We start from the raw sequence: 20,111 nt of genomic DNA, 5'->3' as shown, positions 1-20,111 counted from the left end.
TAATCAGGGTGGTACCGCGAGCTAACTCTCGTCCCTGTTTTTTAGGGATGGGAGTTTTTTGTATGCCCAAAATTAAAAGGAGGAAAAAATAGATGAAATATTTAACTGGTGCACAGATACGCCAAATGTATCTTGATTTTTTCAAAGAAAAAGGACATAACATTGAACCGAGTGCGTCACTTGTTCCGCATGAAGATCCATCTTTATTATGGATTAACTCTGGGGTAGCGACGTTGAAAAAATATTTTGATGGACGAGTGATTCCAGAAAATCCAAGAATTACAAATGCGCAAAAAGCAATTCGTACAAATGATATTGAAAATGTAGGGAAAACAGCACGCCATCATACATTCTTCGAAATGTTAGGAAACTTCTCAATCGGCGATTATTTTAAAGAAGAAGCCATTACATGGGCTTGGGAATTCCTTACAGATGAAAAGTGGATTGGTTTTGATAAAGATAAACTAGCTGTAACCATTCACCCTGAAGACGATGAAGCATTTGAGTTATGGAATAAGAAAATTGGGGTTCCAGCTGAGAAAATTATTCGTTTAAAAGAAAATTTCTGGGATATTGGAGAAGGCCCAAGTGGTCCAAATACAGAAATTTTCTACGATCGCGGACCAGAATATGGCGACGACCCGAACGATCCAGAATTATATCCAGGTGGAGAAAATGAACGTCATTTAGAAGTATGGAACTTAGTTTTCTCTCAATTTAATCATAATCCAGATGGTACATATACACCGCTTCCAAAGAAAAATATTGATACAGGTATGGGCCTTGAGCGTATGGCTTCTGTCGTTCAAAACGTACCAACGAATTTTGATACAGATTTATTTATCCCAATTATTCGTGCCGTTGAACAATTTACAGATGTGAAATATGGGGCAAATAAAGAAACAGACGTAGCGTTTAAAGTCATTGCCGACCACATTCGTACGGTAACATTTGCAGTAGGTGATGGTGCGCTCCCATCTAATGAAGGCCGCGGCTATGTATTACGTCGTTTACTTCGTCGTGCCGTTCGTTATGCAAAACAAATCAACATTAACGAACCATTTATGTTAGAATTAGTGCCCGTTGTTGGGGAAATCATGAAAGACTTCTATCCAGAAGTGCTAGAGAAAAAAGACTTTATTGCTAAAGTTGTGAAAAACGAAGAAGAGCGATTCCATGAAACACTGCATGATGGATTAAGCATTTTATCTGAAGTGATTAAGAAACAAAAAGAGCAAGGGCAAAGTATCATTCCAGGTGCGGATGCGTTCCGTTTATATGACACATATGGTTTCCCAATTGAATTAACAGAAGAGTATGCAGAAGAAGAAAACATGACCGTTGACCATGACGGCTTTGAGAAAGAAATGGAAGCACAACGTGAACGTGCACGTGCTGCGCGTCAAGATGTAGATTCTATGCAAATTCAAGGCGGCGTTTTAGGTGATGTGAAGGTTGCAAGTGAGTTTGTTGGGTATGACAAACTTCAAGTAGAAGCGCAAGTTGTGGCAATCGTTAAAGACGGTGAGCTTATTACAGAAGCGCACGAAGGCGAAGAAGTTCAAATCATTTTAGATCAAACACCTTTTTATGCAGAAAGCGGCGGTCAAATTGCTGATACAGGAATGATTACTAGTGAGGCTGTACAATTAGCTGTACAGGATGTTCAAAAAGCACCGAATGGACAAAATCTTCACCGCGTAACAGTCGTTGCTGGAACATTATCGGCTGACGCACAAGTAGTAGCAACTGTTGACTATGCAAACCGCAGCGAAATTGTGAAGAATCATACAGCGACACATCTTTTACATCAAGCATTAAAAGATACACTCGGTACACATGTTAACCAAGCGGGTTCCCTTGTGCAAGCAGAACGCTTACGTTTTGATTTCTCACACTTTGGTCAAATTACGCCAGAGGAATTAGAGAAAATTGAGGCGATTGTAAACGAGAAAATTTGGCAAAGCTTAGAAGTAACAATTGATTTGAAAGATATTGACGAAGCAAAAGCAATGGGGGCAATGGCTCTATTCGGTGAAAAATACGGTAAAATTGTCCGTGTTGTTCAAATTGGAGACTATAGCTTAGAGCTTTGCGGTGGTTGTCACGTACCAAATACAGCGGTAATCGGTCTATTCAAAATTGTTTCGGAAAGCGGAATTGGTGCTGGAACTCGTCGTATTGAGGCCGTAACAGGAGCTGGAGCTTACAAATTAATGGCGGACCAAATTACGCTTTTAAAAGAAGCCGCTTCTAAACTAAAAACGAATTTGAAAGACGTACCAGCACGTATTGATGCCGTGTTAGCTGAAACGAAAGAACTGCAGCGCGAAAATGAAAGTCTATCTGCGAAGTTAAGTAACATTGAAGCTGGAAACCTTGTTTCAAATGTGAAAGAAGTGAATGGTGTTAACGTATTAGTTGCGAAAGTGCAAGATACAGACATGAATAACTTACGCGTCATGGCAGATGATTTAAAACAGAAACTGGATTCCGTTGTTCTTGTACTTGGTTCTGCACAAGGTGACAAAGTAAACTTAATTGCTGGTGTAACGAAAGATCTTATTGATCGAGGCTACCATGCAGGAAAATTAATTAAAGAGGTAGCAACTCGCTGCGGCGGTGGCGGCGGTGGTCGTCCAGATATGGCACAAGCTGGCGGGAAAGATCCAGCAAAATTGGATGCAGCACTTGATTTTGTCGAAGAATGGGTACGTTCACTTTCATAATCGGTAAGAAGTGTTGTACAATGTATATTATGGAAGTCTCTACGTAGAGGAGAGGTGCATGACCATATGAGTTCCTTTGATAACACGATGAAATTTAGTTTTCCTGAAGAACCATTTGAAAGAGATGTACAGGAAGTATTATTTCAAGTGTATTCTGCTCTTCAAGAAAAAGGGTATAACCCAATCAATCAGATTGTTGGCTATCTATTGTCAGGTGACCCCGCTTACATTCCACGTCATCAGGATGCGAGAAATCTAATTCGTAAGCTTGAACGGGATGAAATTATTGAAGAGCTGGTCAAATCGTATTTAAAGAATCAGCGAGAGGAATACTAATGCGTACAATGGGACTTGATTTAGGTTCAAAAACGCTTGGCGTTGCAATTAGCGACGCCATGGGTTGGACCGCACAAGGATTGGAAACAATTAAAATCAATGAAGCAGTAAAAGACTTTGGCATAAAACGGCTTGGAGAAATTATTCAAGAACATGAAGTGTCAAAAATCGTACTCGGTCTTCCCAAAAATATGAACGGGACGATTGGACCGCGCGGAGAAGCAAGTCAAAATTTCGCAGCGTATTTAGAAAAGAAATTCAAACTGCCTGTCGTGTTATGGGATGAACGATTAACTACAATGGCTGCTGAACGGGTGCTGCTTGAAGCCGATGTGAGTCGGAGTAAACGCAAGAAGGTCATTGATAAAATGGCGGCTGTCATGATTCTGCAAGGTTTCTTAGACAATCAAACAAATTCTCTTTGAGGTGAAAAAGAATGGAACATGGTGAAAATAATATTACAGTAGTAGACGAAAACGGAAATGAGCAACTTTGTGAAATTTTGTTCACATTCGATTCTGATAAATTTAACAAATCATATGTGCTATACTACCCAATTTCTGATAACGAAGATGAAGAAATCGAAATTCATGCTTCTTCTTTCACACCAAGTGAAAATAACGAAGATGGTGAACTTGCTCCAATCGAAACAGATGAAGAGTGGGATATGATTGAAGAAATGTTGAACACGTTTTTAGACGAAGAAGGCGAAGAGTAAGATGCGGGCTGATCCTCCTAATGGGGATCAGCTTTTTTTGTATGAAACTATTTAATTATATTATTGATAAAGTGAAACTTCTGTCAGTGGGGCCCCTCATCCCAGTTAAGTGTGAGATAAAATGATTTTTTCCTTCTTTACCCATCTTTCCTCTTGAGATAGGGGCTTATTGCCTGTTAATCTGCGATAAATATGTAGGATAAATTGTATAATTTCGTAAAAGTTATGTATTTGCTGTTTTGTTTTAGTATAATATTCGAAGTGATTATTTCTATAAATAATCAATTTGTGTTGTGGTTGTGCAAGGGGGGAATGAAGATGGACTCAAAGCAATCTAAAAAGGAAAATATTAGAGAGAAGTTATTAGAGCAGCAAGAGGATGCTCAATTAGTTCGAAAGATTGTTCTTCGAATTATGATCGCGATGATTGTGATAATAGGAATAACAGGAATAGGCGGTTATTTATATGTCAATTCAGCGCTAAAGCCGCTGGACCCGGATGATAAGAAAAAGAGAACGGTAGAAATTCCAATTGGTTCTTCTGTTAGTTCTATCTCTAACTTGCTAGAAGAAGAAGGAATTATTAAGAATGCACGAGTGTTTAAATATTATATTAAATTTCGCAATGAATCTGGTTTTCAGGCTGGGAAGTATTCATTATCTCCGTCGATGACGCACCAAGAAATTATTAACAGCATTAAGACCGGAAAGATGATGAAAGAGGCGGCTCTGAAGATTACGATTCCTGAAGGCAAGCAACTGGTCCAAATCGCCGAGATTGTAGCCGAAAAAACAGATCAAAATCCGAAAGAAGTATTTAAGAAACTAAATGATAAAAAATTTATTCAAAGTATGGAAGATAAGTTCCCTGCTTTATTGACAGACGATATTTATGACAAGGATATTAAATATTCACTTGAAGGATATTTATTTCCTGCAACGTATGATTTTGAGGAAGAGGCTCCATCGTTAGAAACCGTTATTTCAAAGATGCTTAAACAAACAGAAGAAATGTTAACTAAATATGAAGAACAAATGATAGAGCAAGATTACTCTGTCCATACGCTGTTGACAATGGCTTCTCTTGTGGAAGAAGAAGCAACAGAAAAAGTCGATCGTGCTAAAATTGCTTCTGTTTTTTATAATCGTCTAGATAAAGGGATGCCGTTACAAACAGATCCAACGGTGCTATATGCAAAAGGAGAACATAAGGACCGCGTTTTTTATAAAGATTTAGAGATTGATTCTCCTTATAACACCTATAAAGTGAAAGGCTTACCGCCTGGACCGATTGCTAATGCTGGTGAGATGTCCATTAAAGCAGTGTTAGAGCCGGAAAAGACTAAATACTTGTATTTCTTAGCCACTCCTGAAGGGGAAGTGCTGTATTCGAAAACATTGGATGAGCATAATGTGAAGAAAGCGGAACATATTACAAATCAATAATAAGGGATTAGGTATTTTCACTAAATATTTCATCAGAATTAATCGCCAGTTTGAAAAGCAAGATTTATTTTTATATGATAGAATAAGACAAGTGAAAAAGGACATAATGACCTTTTGGCTCGGCAGTTGCCGAGTTTTTTCTAATGTAGGCCGATTAGAGGACTCCAAAAGTCTAGTCGTCACAAATATTAAGAATGTACGACCATCTTAAGGGATCGTACGTATTTGGAGGAACAGATTTTGAACGGAAAAATAGATGAATATCTTCAATCATTAATTCCAGAGCGGACTGGATTACTGAAAGAGATTGAAGAATTTGCAGAAGCAGAGCATGTCCCGATTATGGAGCCGGAAGGGATTGCGACTTTATTACAGTTTTTACGACTTCAGCAGCCGCAAAAGATTTTAGAACTAGGGACGGCGATTGGATATTCAGCCATTCGAATGGCGATGACTTTGCCAAGTGCTCGTATTGTCACGATTGAGCGGATTGAAAAGCGAATCGAAGCGGCGAAGCAAAACTTTGAGAAGTCTGGTTTGAGCGACCGTATTACCCTTGTTGAATCTGATGCATTGGAAGCCTTTGAGGTTGTAAAGGACCATGGACCATTCGATTTAATCTTTGTAGATGCAGCGAAAGGACAGTATCGTCGTTTTTTTGAATTGTATGAGCCGCTGCTAAGTGAGAGAGGAATTATCATTACAGATAATGTTTTATTTAAAGGTCTAGTTGCGGAGGATTTAGCTACTATTACCCCAAGACGTAAACGTGGTCTGATTAAACGAATTCAAAATTTTAATACATGGCTGCTCAGTCATCCACATTACGATACGGTCATTATACCGATTGGAGATGGCATAGCCATTAGTAAACATAGAGGTGAACAAAATGAAAAAGCCTGAATTGCTCGTAACTCCAACAAGTGTAGCGGATATAGAACCGCTTATTAAGGCAGGAGCCGATGCGTTCATTATCGGTGAGCAGCGTTATGCGCTTCGCTTACCCGGAGAATTTACACGTGAAGATGTGAAGGAAGTCATTCAAATTGCTCATGCTGCAAACAAAAAAGTATATGTATCGATGAATGCACTTTTTCATAATGAAAAAGTAGATGAATTAGAAGAGTACATTGCTTTTCTAAAAGAAGCAGGAGTTGACCGCATCGTTTGGGGAGACCCGGCTGTGTTAATGGCAGTTCGAACTGCAGCGCCAGATATGCCGTTGCACTGGAATACAGAAATGACGGTAACAAATTGGTATACAGCGAACTATTGGGGACGCCGTGGCTCAGTTCGTGCTGTCGCAGCTCGTGAAATTAATATGGATGCTGTCATTGAAATGAAAGAACATGCTGAAGTAGAAATTGAAGTACAAGTGCATGGAATGACGTGCATGTTTCAATCTAAACGAACATTGCTTGGAAACTATTTTGAATACCAAGGGAAATCACTAGAAGTAGAAAATCGTGCACAACAACGAAATATGTTTTTACATGATAAAGAGCGTGAAAATAAATATCCGATTTATGAAGATGAAAACGGTACACATATTATGAGCCCGAACGATATTTGTATGATTGACGAGCTCCAAGAATTAGTTGAAGCAGGTATTGATTCGTTTAAGATTGATGGGATTTTAAAAACACGAGAATATATTATTGAAACAACGAAATTATATCGTCAAGCTATTGATTTATGTGTAGAAGACGTGGATCGTTATGATGGAATTAAGAGTGAACTTTTTGAAAAAATTGAAGCGATTCAACCGAAGAATCGGGCGTTAGATACAGGATTTTTCTTTAAAGAAACAGTTTATTAATACAGGAATGAGGAGGAATAGCCTTGAACGCTATTGCTGATAAAATTTCCAAAATTATTGATGGAAAAAGAGTCATTGTGAAAAAACCGGAGCTGTTAGCACCTGCCGGAAATTTAGAAAAATTAAAAGTTGCCGTTCACTACGGTGCAGATGCCGTTTTTATTGGTGGACAAGAGTATGGTTTACGTTCAAATGCCGGAAACTTTACATTCGAAGAAATGAAAGAAGGCGTTGAATTTGCGAAAAAGTATGGGGCAAAAGTATATGTAACAACGAATATTTTTGCTCATAATGAAAATATTGATGGGTTAGAAGAATACTTAGCTGGTTTAGAAGAAGCTGGTGTACATGGTATTATTGTAGCGGATCCATTAATTATTGAAACATGTAAGAGAGTAGCACCGAGTGTGGAAATTCATTTAAGCACTCAGCAATCATTATCGAACTGGAAAGCCGTTCAATATTGGAAGGAAGAAGGGCTGGAGCGCGTTGTACTTGCTCGTGAAACAGGTGCTGAAGAAATTCAATTAATGAAGGAAAAAGTCGATATTGAAATTGAAGCCTTCGTGCATGGTGCGATGTGTATTGCTTATTCTGGCCGCTGTACGTTATCTAATCATATGACGGCTCGTGATTCTAACCGTGGTGGATGCTGTCAATCTTGCCGTTGGGATTATGATTTATACGAGCTGGATAGTGACGGTGAAAAAGCGTTATTTGACGAAAAAGATGCTCCATTTGCTATGAGTCCAAAAGACTTAAAACTATTGGAGTCACTGCCAAGAATGATTGAGATTGGCGTGGATAGCTTAAAAGTAGAAGGACGAATGAAATCGATTCACTATATCGCAACTGTTATTAGTGTATATCGTAAAGTGATTGATACGTATTGCGCGGATCCAGACAACTTCTCAATTAAGCAGGAATGGTTAGATGAATTGGACAAATGTGCGAATCGTCCGACGGCTCCAGCGTTTATGGAAGGAGATATTCCGGGGTATAAGCAGCAGATGTTTGGGAATCATAGCACAAAGACTCGTTTTGACTTTGCGGGGCTTGTGTTAGATTATAATCCGGATACTCAAATTGCTACATTACAACAGCGAAATTTCTTTAAGCCAGGGGATGAAGTAGAATTTTTTGGTCCAGAAATCGAAAACTTTACGCAAAAAGTAGGCGTCATTTTAGACGAGAAGGGCAATGAACTAGACGCTGCTCGTCATCCGTTGCAAATTGTTCGTATTAAAGTAGATCACCCTGTATTTGTTAACAACATGATGCGTAAAGAAAATGAATAGGACGTATACATGGACAAAGTGTTAAACAAAATCTTGAATAAAAGTCTATTTTGTAATAACATAGCATAAATAAAGATAGGTGAAATTTTCCTGAACCCTGCTGTTTTTCTAAAGTCTACGTTAATGAATATTGTTGATTTATACGATTTTTCGCTCATTCGTGTGAAACCGCGATTTTACACGCCTTTCAGCTCTGCTGAAAGTTAAATGAGCCAAAAATCAACAGTGTTATTTAACGAAACCTTTGTAAAAAGACTAGACAAATGAAGGGAAAGGTCATACTCTATCTTAAAGACAGTGAAATAATCGACTGCTTCTTTAAAGGCAGTCGATTTATATGCTAGGATTTCTCTAGTAGATAGCGCGTCCTTTTATGAGGTCGCGCACTTATATATATTCGACTTGTTTGAATTAAAAAGTACATATACATCACGGAACCTTTGTATCTGTGAGAACTTGAAGGAGTGAAGAGTTTTGGCTATAGAAAAAGTATTTCCGATGACAAAAGAAGGTAAAGAGAAATTAGAGCAAGAGCTTGAACAGTTAAAAACAGTAAAACGTAAAGAAGTAGTGGAAAGAATTAAAATTGCACGCAGCTTCGGAGATTTATCAGAGAACTCTGAGTACGATTCTGCAAAAGATGAGCAAGCATTTGTAGAAGGCAGAATTACAACCCTTGAAAATATGATTCGCAATGCGAAGATTATTGAAGAAAGCGATTTAGATTCAGATACGGTTTCTCTTGGGAAATCTGTTACATTTATTGAGCTTCCAGATGGAGACGAGGAAACGTATACAATCGTTGGTAGTGCAGAAGCAGATCCGTTTGAAGGAAAAATTTCAAACGATTCACCAATTGCTCAAAGTTTAATTGGTAAAAAAGTGGGCGACCAAGTAACCGTACAAACACCAGGCGGCGAAATGCAAGTAAAGATTACTTCTATTCAGTGATTTTTCTGCAGATGAATAAGTATTAAAACGCTGTCTCGAAACATCATGAAATCTTTGCCGCTTTCAGGTAAAGATTTAGCCAAAAAGCAGATTTGATTGATGAATCTGCTTTTTTGCCATTTAGAGACTTATAAAGTGAAACTTCCATCAGTAGGGACTCCCGTCCTTTAAGTATGGGATAAAATTTAAAAATGGCAGACAATCTTTTGATATCCAGTGCAAGCGAACTCAGGTTAATTGGTGAGTTTTCTAATGGGGAAAGAATTAAATTGTTTAATCGCGTCAACAATGGTAACGAGGTGTTGTTGGATGCATAAACGACGAATGATCATCGTTGCCACGATACTAATGGTATTAATTATCACCTTAGTTGGCCGGCTTGTACAAATACAGCTAGTTGCGACAGAATCGTTTTCTAAACATCATGTAAATTTAATTGAAGCGAGTGTGAAGCAGCGTTCACAAGTATTAAAAATTGATGATGGAAGAGGGAAGTTTTATGATCGAAATGGAAAGCCGCTAGCTCATGAAGAAATTCCAACGCTTGTACTCTTTCCGTTTTTAAGTAAAATGACATGGCCCGCTGATGAAGTAGCGCGTATTATTGGAACTTCAGAACAAGCACTGATTACCGCAGTTGCAAATGCAAAAGAGCCTTTTGCATTTGGCGGGGATACGCCGATTCAGTTATCATTAAGTCAATCAAAAGCTATTAATGAATTAAAAATCCCAGGTGTGTTTGCGGTCAATCAGAAAATTTACGGAGAGGATAGGCTTGCTGCTCAATTAATTGGTACGACGGTTAAATCGGATGCGCTAAAACTGGAGCGCTATCCAGATTTAAACTTATCCCCTGAAACGAGAATTGGAGATAAGGGTTTACAACGAACATTTGATGAGTTTTTACTATCGGAAGGCGAATCTAAGCTTGTGTTTCATGTCGATGCAAGCGGCGGCCCTTTGTTTGGAGTCGATGTGAAATATGTGGAGCCTGCGAACCCCTTATATCCTGTTAAAGTCATCACAACTATTGATAGGGAGATTCAAGAAAAAGCAGAAGCACTTGTTGACCAATATAAGATTACCAATGGAGGGCTTGTTTTACTAGATATCGAAAAAAGTGAGATTGTTGCGATGGTATCACGTCCAGCACTTAAAAAAGATGACCCAAATGGAATAGGCTCAGTCAATATGATGACGACACAAAAAGCCCCAGGTTCGGTGTTTAAAACGATTACGGCAGCAGCGGCAATCGATTATGGTGCCATTCCATCTAATCGAATGTTCAATTGTGACCTGACGATTGAAGGAAAGGTTGATCAACAACGTCCGTTGGGCAGGCTAAACTTTAAAAATAGTTTTGCTCAAAGCTGCAATCGAACATTTGCTGAGCTTGCTACAGAAATAGCGGAAGAGAATCCTAACTTTTTCGAGGAATATGCTAAAAAGTTAGGAATCATCGGTCAAGTAGGGTGGAGCGGCGATGTATATCACACCCATGTTACCCAGCTTTATCGCGAGCAATCAGGAAAAGTTTGGCATGATCAAGCATTAAAAAAAGATAAGAAAATGATTGCCAAAACAGCGATTGGACAGCAGGATGTTCAGACGACACCACTTGCTATGGCAAATATGATGGCCACGATTGCGCGCGGCGGTAAAAAAGATCAAGTAAAAGCGGTATCAAAAGTTGAGTTTAATAATGGGACAACAGTGGTCGATTTTCCAAATCAAAAGATAGAAGGAGAGACTATCTCACCTTATACAACGATTAAACTGCAGCAGTTGTTAAGAGGGGTCGTTACGGAAGAGAAAGGAACAGGTGCCTTGCTGCAGAACCTTCCTTATGAGGTTGCCGGTAAGTCGGGGACGGCTCAGACAAATCTAGAAACAGGCAAGTTAAATAAATGGTTTGCTGGCTATTTTCCATATAAAGAGCCAAAATATGCGCTTGTAACAGTTAGCTTAGATACAACGGAACAGTCAAGCAGTATGACTCCACTATTCGCAGACGTTGTGAAAGTGGTTCATCAACTAGAGTCCCAATGACGAAAGAAGTAGGATGCGATTTTAGGATAGGTCATGTTAGAATAGAAAGAAAAGATAAGGGAGGTTATATTTTGTCTTCTCGTCTTGATCGACATGATAAAAAGCGAAAAATAAATAAATTTTACAACATCGCGATTACGATTGTATCTTTACTTATTGTGATTGTTGCTATTACTATTTTTACGAATAATGATGTAGACCCAGTATCTAAAGAACAGGAAAAAACAGCTCCAAAAGAAGAAGTAAAGGAATCCACACCAGAATCGGAACCGGAGGATAAAGGGAAAGATGAAACTGAGGAAGCGGTTACTGAAGAATCAGAGTCAGAAGAGGAACAGGCTGACGGTGTTAAACTTGAACAAATAGAAGGCAGTGGAGATGCCAATGTATTAAATACGTACACAAGCGAAGATTGGCAGCCGATTGGAACGGAGCAAACTGGTTCACATACGACAAGCTTTGAAAAAGGCTCTAAAGATTGGAATGAAATGACGAAGGCTATTGCTTACGGAGCTGGGTTAGATGAAGGCAGTATGCGCCTTTGGTGGTTGAAAAATGGAGGTTCCCCGACTACAGCCATTGGTACTGTATCAGAAGGGGATAATCCGCAAGCTTATCGCGTGTATATTGAATGGGTTGATGGAGCTGGCTGGAAGCCTGTGAAGGTGGAAGAATTAAAGGAAAATGATAGAGGCAGATAGTCTTTAAACAAAGAACCCTCAGGCTATGTGAGGGTTCTTTGTCATTTCATCCCACTCTTAACGGGCAGTAAGACCCCCATCTCAAGATTCAGAGTGAACAAGGAAGATAGGTGGGGGACAACTGCCCGTAAAGGTCCGATTGGTTCAACTAACCATCAGTGGGGGATGAAGAAAAACCCCCACTGATGGAAGTTTCACTTTATTATTTCTTAGCTTTAAAATGGACAACAGCGCTATAAAAACGTCGCCCTTCTTCGCTTACATACATCTCATGTGAAACAGAGTGAACATGGAGCATGAGCGCTTTATTGTTTTCAATTTGTGTTTGAATTTTTTCTTCTAATATCTTAATGCTTTCGGCTTCAAAAAATTCAATTTTATCATCTATTAAGTCTAAATTTAGTTGAAAAGTCATTGTTCTGCCCTCCAATGTTTTATTCACTTTATTGTAGCATGCATGGCGGTTCATTTATATTGAAACCGTTTGAAGATAAGGGCGGTTTATTATAAATATTGAACCATTTTTAAATAGAATCATACTATATCCATATGTTTCATGTATAATATTTTTGAAATTGAAGACTATGTTATAGAACGTTATTGATTTTTGGATTAATAACATTGTCAGCACGTATGCTTTTCATCATTTAACAGATGAAGAAAAGGAAAAAGCGATTGTGAACTATAGCAAGTTACTCCATCCAGGTGGTAAAATAGTATTTACAGATACGATGTATCAGTCTAAAGAAGTGCATCGAGCAGCTATTCAACAGGCAAAAGCTGCTGGATTCCTGAATCTAGCAACGGATTTGTCGACGGAATACTATACAATGATTCCTTTTTTACAGAAGGTGTTGAAAGAGAACGGATTTGATGCTTCGTTCATTCGTTGCAATCAATTTGTTTGGATTGTTGAAGCTCAAAAATTATAGGAAGAGGTTTAGTGAATGAAAGTAGCAATTATCGGAGCAATGGAAGAAGAAGTAACGATTTTACGAGATAAATTAGAGAATTTAGAACAAGTTAACATTGCTGGGTCGGAGTTTAATATCGGTACACTGAATGGTATAGAGGTTATTGTTCTAAAGTCAGGCATCGGGAAAGTCAATGCGGCGATGTCGACGACCATTTTATTAGAGAAATTCAAACCAGATGCTGTAATCAATACAGGTTCGGCTGGTGGATATCATGAAGAATTAAATGTTGGGGATGTTGTTATTTCAACGGAAGTTCGCCATCATGATGTCGACGTAACGATTTTTGGCTATGAATATGGTCAAGTACCGCAATTGCCGGAAGCCTTCTTGCCAGATTCAAAGCTGTTTGCCATTGCAGAAGAAGCAGCGAAGGAAATGACTCATTCACAAGTAGCAAAAGGGTTGATTGTAACAGGAGATTCTTTTATGAACGATCCTGTTCGTGTGGAGTTTGTACGCAGTAAGTTTAAAGACTTATATGCAGTAGAAATGGAAGCAGCAGCAATTGCTCAAGTGGCTCACCAATTTGGAACGCCTTTTGTAGTGATTCGTTCCCTTTCTGATATTGCAGGAAAAGAATCGAATGTATCATTTGATCAGTTCCTAGAAACGGCAGCCCTGCATTCTGCTGAGCTTGTTTTAAAAATGATTGAAAAAATGAAGTAGTCATCTGATAATTGACGAAATTATTTTTCGTCAATTATCATTTTACACATTAACCGGGTAAAGAGGTATGTTAACTTATATTTGGTGAAAAGGTGGGAGAATATGAAAGTTGTTCGGAATATACATGAATTAATTGGGTCTACCCCTATGTTAGAAATTACTCGATTTTCTCTTCCGAAAGATGTGCGAATTTTCGCTAAATTGGAGTTCTTTAACCCAGGTGGCAGTATAAAAGATCGTTTAGGAGTAGAGCTATTAGAAGCAGCTTTTGCGAGCGGTGCATTAAAGCCAGGTGGAACGGTGATTGAACCGACGGCTGGAAATACGGGGATTGGTCTAGCGCTGGCAGCTCTTCATTATGGGGTCCATGTTATAGTCTGTGTACCAGAGAAGTTTAGTATAGAGAAGCAAGAGTTGATGCAGGCTCTCGGTGCCGAGATTGTGCGTACACCTTCGGAAGCAGGGATGCAAGGAGCCATTGCAAAAGCTCAAGAGCTTTTAAAAGAAATTCCTCATTCCTATTGTCCGCAGCAATTTGCCAATCCAGCCAATCCAGCAACATATTATAAAACACTAGGACCTGAAATCTGGGAGCAGCTTGATGGAAAAGTAGATGTATATGTTGCCGGAGCTGGAACAGGAGGTACGTTTATGGGAACCTCCCGCTATTTAAAAGAAAAAAATCCTTCTGTAAAAACAGTTATTGTTGAACCGGAGGGATCGATTTTAAATGGCGGCAAACCCGGCCCGCATAAGACAGAAGGAATAGGCATGGAGTTTTTACCAACCTATATGGATGAATCTTATTTTGATGATACTCATACGATTGTAGATAAAGAGGCGTTTCGCTATGTAAAAGAGTTAGCTGCCAAAGAAGGACTGCTCGTTGGAAGCTCTTCAGGCGCAGCTTTTGCTGCTGCAGTGAAGGAAGCACAAGTTGCTTCGAAAGGTACAAACATTGTCGTAATCTTCCCAGATGCGAGCGATCGCTACTTAAGTAAAAAAATCTACCAAGGAGGTATTTGAATATGAAGAGGAAAACACAATTAATTCATGGGGGTATCTTTGGTGATGAACAAACAGGAGCGGTTTCTGTCCCGATTTATCAAGTGAGTACGTATAAACAATATGGACCAGGCAATCATACTGGTTATGAATATTCACGTACAGGTAATCCGACACGTCATGCGCTAGAAACATTCATTGCGGAGCTAGAAGAAGGAAAACGCGGTTTTGCTTTCGGTTCAGGAATGGCAGCGATGACAGCGGTGCTGATGCTGTTTAATCAAGGAGATCACATTTTAGTGACAGATGACGTATACGGCGGTTCTTTTCGTGTAATTACAAAAGTGTTACATCGATTTGGACTAAGTGCCACATTTATTAACACGAGCGATTTAAGTGAAATTGAAAAAAATATTCAAGAAAATACGAAAGCGTTGTTTATCGAATCCCCAACAAATCCTCTTCTGAAAATTACCAACATTAAAACCGCAGCCAAAATTGCAAAAGCAAACGGCTTATTAACCATTGTAGATAATACATTCTCAACACCATATTGGCAAAATCCAATTTCGCTTGGTGCGGATATTGTTCTTCATAGTGCAACGAAATATCTTGGCGGTCACAGTGATGTTGTCGCAGGTCTTGCTGTTGTGAAGGATGAGAAGTTAGGTGAAGACCTTCATTTTGTTCAAAATTCAACAGGGGGTGTGTTAGGCCCTCAAGATTCTTGGTTATTAATACGAGGTATGAAGACGCTCGGTCTTCGTATGGAAGAGCATGAGAAAAATGCCAACAAAATTGCAAGTTACTTAGTTAATCATGATGCTGTTTCAAAAGTGTATTACCCAGGACTAGAAAGTCATCCCAATCATGATATTGTGAAGCACCAATCTCGTGGCTTTGGCGGCATGATTTCCTTTGATGTCGGCAGTGCCGAAAAAGCAGCGCAAGTGTTAAATAAAGTGAAGTATTTTACACTTGCAGAAAGTCTTGGGGCAGTGGAAAGTTTAATTTCTATTCCCGCTCTTATGACACACGCATCGATTCCAGCAGAGCGCCGTGCCCAATTAGGCATTACAGACGGTCTGATTCGGATTTCTGTTGGCCTTGAGGATGTTGAAGATTTACTTGAAGATCTAGAACAAGCCTTACAAGACTAATCCTAGTCTTCACCTTCTCTGTTTGAAAATATTAACAAATAGTAAATGGATGTATATATGGTAGAATAAATTATCCGTGTTTTACTAGTTATGAGAGAAGGTGAGTATTCTTGAATAAAAAACTGAAAAACCTTTCTGCAAAGATGATAGATTACAAACGCTTTGCGATTACTTTATTATGTGTTGGTTCTTTTTTCTATTTAGGAACGATTCTTCCGACAGAAGGAAAGACAGCGTTTGATGTGAACGGTTATATGCTTGCTTCGGTTTTGTTTTTGGCAGCATCGATTGGATGTTTCTTGCAATCTTCTAAATATAAAAAGAATCTTGCTGAATTAAATGACTAGATTCAGAGTAATCGATTTCTTTTAAATAACCTCAATCCTATTTTTAATAGGATTGAGGTTATTTTTTATACGGCTATGATAATCAACAAAAGCTGTATAAAAAATGTCCAGTATCCACTATTGTATTACACAAATTATCGCCTACAGAATATCTTATGAATAGAACTTGAAATCAAATAAATGTATGTATAAGAACAGGAGGTAAGTAAAGTGGAGGGTTTTTCACAACAAGGAAATAATCATTCATCTTTTCGAAAAGCCGTATATTTGTATAAGCATTTTACGGAGGGGGTAAACAAGCGGGAACAAGAGGATAGAGAGGTAGAAGATGAAGCTACTGAAGATACTGATTTAGATGTATTAACCGAAGTTGTACCTGAGGAACAAGCATTTGAGGCAGTACTGGCAACTCAAGAAGAAAATCTATCAGAAGAGAGTTCGGAAGAGGAAAGCCCAGGTTACGAAGAGGAGAATTCAAGTTCGGAAGAGGAGAGTTCAAGTTCGGAAGAGGAGAGCTCAAGTTCGGAAGAGGAGAGTTCAAGTTCGGAAGAGGAGAGCTCAAGTTCGGAAGAGGAGAGTTCAAGTTCGGAAGAGGAGAGCTCAAGTTCGGAAGAGGAGAGTTCAAGTTCGGAAGAGGAATGCTGTTCAGGTTCTGAAGAAGAGAGCTCAAGTTCGGAAGAGGAATGCTGTTCAGGTTCTGAAGAAGAGAGCTCAAGTTCGGAAGAGGAATGCTGTTCAAGTTCTGAAGAAGAGAGCTCAGGTTGGGAAGAGGAATGCTGTTCAAGTTCTGAAGAAGAGAGCTCAGGTTGGGAAGAGGAGAGTCAAGAAGAGTACGAGTCAGGAGACGGAAGCGGGGACCAAAGCGGAGACGAAAGCGGAGAAGAAGAAGAGGAGAGTCAAGAAGAGTACGAGTCAGGAGACGGAAGCGGGGACGAAAGCGGAGAAGAAGAAGAGAGTCAAGAAGAGTACGAGTCAGGAGACGGAAGCGGAGACGAAAGCGGAGAAGAAGACGAAGATGAATCATAAAATAATATAGGTTGTATAGTATGGTCTTAATACTTAGACCGAATATACAATTTTATTCAGCAGGTTTTTCCTTAAAGGGGACCTGCTTTTCACATGCATACGGACTTTTATTGTGACACTGTAAGTTAAATGATGAACGTACATATTGGAATCTTGTTATGGACATTATCTTTCAATTGTTGAATTCTTTAAGCGGTTGTCCTATACAAATATTTTTTTTGAGCATAGTTTAGTAAAAAGTAGTGAATGAATCCTGCAGGTACAAAATCCTAGACATAATGCATCTGTTAGGAAGAATGAATGCTCTATGCTTTAATTTTGCAAACTTGATTATTTTGATTTTATAGGAGGGATAAGGTGGAGAACATACTGATTGAACCATGGGAACTGGACGAATTGACGTTGGAACTTTTTGTGCCTGAATATATTGAAAAAATAGCAAGTGAAGTTCTAGTACATTATGATTTTTCAGTTCAAAGTATGCAAGTCATGGCAACTAAGCCGGCAAGAGGTGGCGCTATTTGGAAAGTTGAGACATCTGCAGGGCCAAAAAGTTTGAAGTTATTGCATCGTAGGCCGACTAGAAGCTTATTCAGTTTAGGAGCTCAAGAATATTTAGTGGAAATTCAAAAAGCAAGAGTTCCGGCGATTGTGAAAACAAAGGATGGAAGCAATTATGTTGAAGCAAACGGGAAATTATGGTTTGTTGCGGAGTGGATTGAACCTTTAGCACCTGCTTCAAAAGACTTAGAGGGTGCGAAACATTTATGTAGAGCTATTGGTGAGTTTCATCGTTTAAGTAAAGGATATGAACCTCCAAAGCATGCTGAAATGGCGACAAGGCTGCATAAATGGCCAAGGAATTTTGAAAAGATTATTACTAAAATAGATTGGTTACGAAATATTGCGTATGCTTATCCAGAAATGCCGGCTAGCTCTCATTTATTACAAGCAGTAGATGTCTTTGAACAGCAAGCCATACAGAGTTTAGAAAGACTGAATCAATCAAGCTATCTTGATTTAGTGGCTAAAGGGAACGCGTATTGGGGATTAGTGCACCAAGATTATGGCTGGTCCAATGGTCAAATGGGTTCAGATGGGATGTGGATTATTGACCTCGATGGTGTCGCCTTCGATCTTCCGATTCGGGATTTACGAAAACTAATTTCGAATAAAATGATAGATAATTCTCAGTGGGATACGACTTGGGTACGAGAAATGATTAAAGCTTACCATGAAGTGAATCCAATAAGTGCTGAAGTATATGACATCTTAATGCTTGAATTGTCACTTCCTAATGAATTCTATAAGAACTTGAAAGGAGTCATATTTGAGCCGGAATTATTTTTAAATGAAGAAGCGGTTCAATTAATTCAAACGATTATCAATCTCGATCAAACGAAATGGCCTGTGTTAGAAGAAATTAAAGACGATTGGATTGGGGTTGAAGCATTATGAAAGTTTTAATGATCTGTACTGAAAAACTTCCTATGCCTCCGATACGAGGGGGAGCCATTCAAACATATATAGCGGGTATCCTCCCTTATTTAAAACAATCACATGATATTACAGTACTTGGAATTAGTGATCCTGATTTACCAGATCAGGAAACAATCAATGGTGTTTCTTATGTGCGGGTGCCAGGGAAAATATTAGAATTGTATAAAGAAGGAGTCGTTCGTTATCTTGAATCTAATCAATTTGATTTAATCCATATTTTTAATCGTCCGCGACTTGTTCTCCCTGTTCGTAATGTAGCTCCGGAAGCTAAAATTACATTAAGCATGCATAATGACATGTTCAATGCAGAAAAAATTGATCCTATTGAGGCCAATGCGGTCTTGAATGAAGTATCAAGTATTGTAACGGTTAGCGATTACGTTGGAAACGTTATACAGAGCCTATATCCACAGGCTGCTGGAAAGGTTCATACGGTTTATTCCGGGGTAGATACCGAGCAATTTTTACCAGGTAGCCATCCAAATATGAAAAAGATTCGCCAAGATATTCGTCAGGCACATGGATTAGAAAACAAAACAGTCATTTTATATGCGGGAAGGCTTTCACGAAATAAAGGGGTCGATCGATTAATTAGGGCATTGCCGGAGCTATCTCAGAAATATAAGGACTTAGCCTTGGTCATCGTAGGAAGTAAGTGGTTTAGTCAGGATGCTGTAACAGATTATATTGCCTATGTAAGAGCACTGGCGAAAAAGTTGCCGATACCTGTTGTGACAACAGGCTTTGTAGCACCAAGTGAAATTCAAAACTGGTTTGCGGCCGCTGATTTATTTGTGTGTACATCTATATGGCCAGAACCTTTGGCAAGGGTTCATTATGAAGCGATGGCAGCAGGCCTTCCTATCGTAACAACGGCAAGAGGAGGGAATGCAGAAGTTATCCAATTAAGAGAAAATGGTCTTGTAGTAGAAAATCCCGAGGATCCAGGTCAGTTTGTAGAAAAGATTACAGAAGTATTGTCCAACAAAGCAATGATGAAAACAATGGGAGAAAGAGGAAGATCGCTTGCCCTATCGCACTACAAATGGGATCGCGTAGCTTCTGAGGTTCTTACAGTATGGAAACAAGCTAAACAAACAGCGGTTTCAGTGAATAAGGCAGAGACTCCTATGGAACTGACAGCGAGCCAGCCTAAAACTGCAGAAACTATTTCATTTATTACAGATAGAATAGATAAACCAACAGAGAAACCAGCTGCAATGAAAAATCAAAAAACTAAAAAGAAACGAATCACAACGGAAAATCAAAAAGTAACAGAGAAACCAGCCACAGTGAAAAATCAAAAAGTAACAGAGAAACCAGCCACAGTGAAAAATCAAAAAGTAACAGAGAAACCAGCCACAGTGAAAAATCAAAAAGTAA

At 39.0% G+C, this 20,111-nt stretch carries 20 protein-coding genes and 1 other annotated feature (1 of these 21 cut by a window edge); of the genes, 19 read left to right on the top strand and 1 reads right to left on the bottom strand.

Annotated features, from left to right (window positions below):
• Positions 1-39, top strand: a binding site (T-box leader); it begins 171 nt to the left of the window's first position.
• Positions 40-92: 53 nt separating this feature from the next.
• The 11 genes from alaS to ACE199_RS14625 all read left to right on the top strand — a co-directional run bounded on the left by alaS (position 93) and on the right by ACE199_RS14625 (position 12,047).
• Positions 93-2,729, top strand: coding sequence for an alanine--tRNA ligase (alaS, locus tag ACE199_RS14675; RefSeq protein WP_375350435.1), 2,637 nt, complete (start codon positions 93-95; stop codon positions 2,727-2,729).
• A 66-nt stretch (positions 2,730-2,795) separates the two neighbouring features.
• Entirely contained in the window at positions 2,796-3,065 is a 270-nt protein-coding gene (locus tag ACE199_RS14670) for an IreB family regulatory phosphoprotein (RefSeq protein WP_127761461.1), read from the top strand.
• On the top strand, positions 3,065-3,490 hold the full coding sequence (gene ruvX / locus ACE199_RS14665; RefSeq protein ID WP_180319795.1) for a Holliday junction resolvase RuvX: 426 nt from the start codon (positions 3,065-3,067) through the stop codon (positions 3,488-3,490). Before ACE199_RS14670 ends, ruvX begins: the two co-directional genes overlap by 1 nt.
• Before the next feature lie 11 nt (positions 3,491-3,501).
• Positions 3,502-3,783, top strand: coding sequence for a DUF1292 domain-containing protein (locus ACE199_RS14660; RefSeq protein WP_119117440.1), 282 nt, complete (start codon positions 3,502-3,504; stop codon positions 3,781-3,783).
• A gap of 312 nt (positions 3,784-4,095) precedes the next feature.
• Positions 4,096-5,229, top strand: a complete 1,134-nt coding sequence (gene mltG, locus ACE199_RS14655) for an endolytic transglycosylase MltG (protein WP_375350434.1) — start codon at positions 4,096-4,098, stop codon at positions 5,227-5,229.
• Between the two features lie 237 nt (positions 5,230-5,466).
• On the top strand, positions 5,467-6,132 hold the full coding sequence (locus ACE199_RS14650) for an O-methyltransferase (protein WP_375350475.1): 666 nt from the start codon (positions 5,467-5,469) through the stop codon (positions 6,130-6,132).
• Positions 6,119-7,048: a peptidase U32 family protein gene (locus tag ACE199_RS14645; protein ID WP_375350433.1), complete on the top strand. Its 930-nt coding sequence runs from the start codon at positions 6,119-6,121 to the stop codon at positions 7,046-7,048. The genes ACE199_RS14650 and ACE199_RS14645 overlap by 14 nt, the downstream gene beginning before the upstream one ends.
• A 23-nt stretch (positions 7,049-7,071) precedes the next feature.
• On the top strand, positions 7,072-8,346 hold the full coding sequence (locus ACE199_RS14640) for a peptidase U32 family protein (protein WP_375350432.1): 1,275 nt from the start codon (positions 7,072-7,074) through the stop codon (positions 8,344-8,346).
• Between the two features lie 474 nt (positions 8,347-8,820).
• A complete protein-coding gene (gene greA, locus ACE199_RS14635) occupies positions 8,821-9,297 on the top strand; it encodes a transcription elongation factor GreA (RefSeq protein WP_127761456.1) in 477 nt (158 codons plus the stop codon).
• A 309-nt stretch (positions 9,298-9,606) separates the two neighbouring features.
• On the top strand, positions 9,607-11,346 hold the full coding sequence (locus ACE199_RS14630) for a peptidoglycan D,D-transpeptidase FtsI family protein (RefSeq protein ID WP_375350431.1): 1,740 nt from the start codon (positions 9,607-9,609) through the stop codon (positions 11,344-11,346).
• 71 nt (positions 11,347-11,417) lie between these two features.
• A complete protein-coding gene (locus ACE199_RS14625) occupies positions 11,418-12,047 on the top strand; it encodes a YrrS family protein (protein ID WP_375350430.1) in 630 nt (209 codons plus the stop codon).
• 202 nt (positions 12,048-12,249) lie between these two features.
• On the opposite strand, the gene ACE199_RS14620 is transcribed toward ACE199_RS14625, so the two are convergent.
• A complete protein-coding gene (locus ACE199_RS14620; RefSeq protein WP_375350429.1) occupies positions 12,250-12,462 on the bottom strand; it encodes a DUF2536 family protein in 213 nt (70 codons plus the stop codon).
• Positions 12,463-12,724: 262 nt separating this feature from the next.
• Here ACE199_RS14620 and ACE199_RS14615 point away from each other — a divergent pair, with 262 nt between their 5' ends.
• From ACE199_RS14615 to ACE199_RS14580, 8 genes are all read left to right on the top strand, one after another.
• Positions 12,725-12,979 carry a hypothetical protein gene (locus ACE199_RS14615; protein ID WP_375350428.1) on the top strand — a complete coding sequence of 85 codons (255 nt, stop codon included), beginning with the start codon at positions 12,725-12,727 and terminating at the stop codon, positions 12,977-12,979.
• Positions 12,980-12,994: 15 nt separating this feature from the next.
• The gene (mtnN, locus tag ACE199_RS14610; RefSeq protein ID WP_375350427.1) at positions 12,995-13,690 is read left to right on the top strand and encodes a 5'-methylthioadenosine/S-adenosylhomocysteine nucleosidase; all 696 of its coding nucleotides are present in this window, start codon (positions 12,995-12,997) and stop codon (positions 13,688-13,690) included.
• 102 nt (positions 13,691-13,792) lie between these two features.
• Complete coding sequence (locus ACE199_RS14605) at positions 13,793-14,716, top strand: PLP-dependent cysteine synthase family protein (protein ID WP_375350426.1); 924 nt, start codon at positions 13,793-13,795, stop codon at positions 14,714-14,716.
• 2 nt (positions 14,717-14,718) lie between these two features.
• On the top strand, positions 14,719-15,855 hold the full coding sequence (locus ACE199_RS14600; RefSeq protein WP_375350425.1) for a bifunctional cystathionine gamma-lyase/homocysteine desulfhydrase: 1,137 nt from the start codon (positions 14,719-14,721) through the stop codon (positions 15,853-15,855).
• Positions 15,856-15,965: 110 nt separating this feature from the next.
• A complete protein-coding gene (locus ACE199_RS14595; RefSeq protein ID WP_375350424.1) occupies positions 15,966-16,202 on the top strand; it encodes a YrhC family protein in 237 nt (78 codons plus the stop codon).
• Between the two features lie 210 nt (positions 16,203-16,412).
• Complete coding sequence (locus tag ACE199_RS14590) at positions 16,413-17,228, top strand: hypothetical protein (protein WP_375350423.1); 816 nt, start codon at positions 16,413-16,415, stop codon at positions 17,226-17,228.
• Positions 17,229-17,585: 357 nt separating this feature from the next.
• Positions 17,586-18,686 (top strand): CotS family spore coat protein, encoded by a 1,101-nt coding sequence (locus ACE199_RS14585; RefSeq protein WP_375350422.1) that lies wholly within the window; start codon positions 17,586-17,588, stop codon positions 18,684-18,686.
• Positions 18,683-20,111, top strand: a 1,429-nt coding sequence (locus ACE199_RS14580) for a glycosyltransferase family 4 protein (protein WP_375350421.1), incomplete at its 3' end; no start/stop codon positions are given. The genes ACE199_RS14585 and ACE199_RS14580, both read left to right, overlap by 4 nt.

This window comes from Peribacillus sp. Hz7, assembly GCF_042136355.1.
In the GTDB taxonomy this organism is placed as follows: domain Bacteria; phylum Bacillota; class Bacilli; order Bacillales; family DSM-1321; genus Peribacillus; species Peribacillus asahii_A.
The sequence above is the reverse complement of the archived record's forward strand: the minus strand, read 5'-3'. Positions and strand labels throughout refer to the sequence as shown.

Coding starts and splice junctions, on each gene's coding strand:
- ACE199_RS14620 (WP_375350429.1), bottom strand. CDS start 12,462: ATGACTTTTCAACTAAATTTAGACTTAATAGATGATAAAATTGAATTT.
- ACE199_RS14600 (WP_375350425.1), top strand. CDS start 14,719: ATGAAGAGGAAAACACAATTAATTCATGGGGGTATCTTTGGTGATGAA.
- ACE199_RS14660 (WP_119117440.1), top strand. CDS start 3,502: ATGGAACATGGTGAAAATAATATTACAGTAGTAGACGAAAACGGAAAT.
- mltG (WP_375350434.1), top strand. CDS start 4,096: ATGAAGATGGACTCAAAGCAATCTAAAAAGGAAAATATTAGAGAGAAG.
- ACE199_RS14605 (WP_375350426.1), top strand. CDS start 13,793: ATGAAAGTTGTTCGGAATATACATGAATTAATTGGGTCTACCCCTATG.
- alaS (WP_375350435.1), top strand. CDS start 93: ATGAAATATTTAACTGGTGCACAGATACGCCAAATGTATCTTGATTTT.
- mtnN (WP_375350427.1), top strand. CDS start 12,995: ATGAAAGTAGCAATTATCGGAGCAATGGAAGAAGAAGTAACGATTTTA.
- ruvX (WP_180319795.1), top strand. CDS start 3,065: ATGCGTACAATGGGACTTGATTTAGGTTCAAAAACGCTTGGCGTTGCA.
- ACE199_RS14670 (WP_127761461.1), top strand. CDS start 2,796: ATGAGTTCCTTTGATAACACGATGAAATTTAGTTTTCCTGAAGAACCA.
- ACE199_RS14645 (WP_375350433.1), top strand. CDS start 6,119: ATGAAAAAGCCTGAATTGCTCGTAACTCCAACAAGTGTAGCGGATATA.
- ACE199_RS14630 (WP_375350431.1), top strand. CDS start 9,607: ATGCATAAACGACGAATGATCATCGTTGCCACGATACTAATGGTATTA.